The 1,445-nt window shown below is 43.5% G+C and carries 1 protein-coding gene; it reads right to left on the minus strand.

What is annotated here, in order from left to right:
• Nucleotides 1-141 precede the first annotated feature (141 nt).
• Nucleotides 142-1,158: an adenosyl-hopene transferase HpnH gene (hpnH, locus tag IQ234_RS20690; RefSeq protein ID WP_193958452.1), complete on the minus strand. Its 1,017-nt coding sequence runs from the start codon at nt 1,156-1,158 to the stop codon at nt 142-144.
• Nucleotides 1,159-1,445: the final 287 nt, after the last annotated feature.

Here is a 1,445-nt window from a genome sequence, read left to right on the forward strand (position 1 = left end):
GGGGGTCAATTACCTAATTTTCAGGGAAAAAGAGCCTAAATTTTCCCCCCCGATCCCCCCAATGTCTGGCACTTTTTGATGGGAAAAAAGTCTAAGATTCCTATCCAACAAGGTTTTTAGATTTATTCAGCAGACCCTAGATTAGACTCCGATTAAACTCTGCATGGCACGTCCCATATTAGCTGGTTTAAAAGCTGCCATCGCCGCGGTCGGTTCATAGCCGCAATGTACCATACAATCGGCACATTGAGGATTGCCACTGGCCCGACCGTAGTTATCCCAATTGGTTTCTTCTAAAAGTTCCCGAAAGCTTTTGTAATGTCCTTCGTTGAGCAGATAACAGGGTTTTTGCCATCCTAAAAGACTATAGCTAGGACTACCCCAAGGAGTGCATTCATAGTCCTGTTCACCGATGAGAAAATCGAGAAAGAGAGGATTATGGTTAAAATTCCACTTTTTCTGACCTGATTTCCAGGGTGAGAGAATTTCTCGGAATAAAGCTCTGGTTTGCTCCCGTTTTAAGAAACTATCTTGATCTGGGGCCCACTCATAACTGTAGCCGGGGGAAATCATCATACCATCGATGCCCAAAGTAGCGAGAAAATCGAAAAATTCCTGCATTTCTCGCGGTTCTGTGCCTTCAAAAACCGTGGTATTAGTAGTAACCCGAAAACCTCTCGCTTTCGCCGATTTAATCCCTTGTACTGCCTTATCGAATACTCCCTCTCGATCCACACAGCGATCGTGATGTGCTTTTAAACCGTCCAGATGGACACTAAAGGTAAGATAGGGTGAAGGAGTAAATTTATCCAGGCTTTTTTCCAATAACAGAGCATTGGTACAGAGATAGACGAATTTTTTTCTGTCCACTAACCCCTTGACAATTTCATCAATTTGTGGGTGTAAAAGCGGCTCGCCCCCGGGGATGGAAACCACGGGAACCCCGCATTCTTCCACCGCTGCGAAACATTCTGCTGGGGTGAGATGATTACGGAGAATTTCCGGGGGATGTTGAATCTTACCGCAGCCAGTACAGGCTAAATTACAGCGAAATAGGGGTTCTAGCATTAAAACTAAGGGAAAACGCTTTTTTCCTGCTAGACGCTGTTTCAAGATATAGGAAGCAACCACTAAAGCTTGTTGTAGTTGGACAGCCATTTTTTGCTCACACCAATAGGATTTTAAGTCATTATAGACTGTTAAGTAGTTGGACAAAAGTAAAGTTAACTGTGGGGTAAGGAGTCAGGAGTCAGGAGTCGGTCATCAGGAAGAATTGCGGCAATTTACATTTCTTAAGATAGACAACAGAATTTATGTCCGACTACTTAACAGGGCATCAAGGCATAGAAGCCTAGAAAATGGCAAAATAAATAAAAGCTGAGGGCTTTTTTCCTGTTTACTTGATTATCACCTTGATCCAGCTGATGGCTTCAAGACTACTGACT

It is taken from the genome of Microcystis aeruginosa LEGE 91341 (assembly GCF_015206885.1).
Lineage (GTDB): Bacteria > Cyanobacteriota > Cyanobacteriia > Cyanobacteriales > Microcystaceae > Microcystis > Microcystis aeruginosa_H.

What these genes read in the sequence shown, in the direction of transcription:
- hpnH (WP_193958452.1), bottom strand. Translation starts at nt 1,158, where the DNA reads ATGGCTGTCCAACTACAACAAGCTTTAGTGGTTGCTTCCTATATCTTG.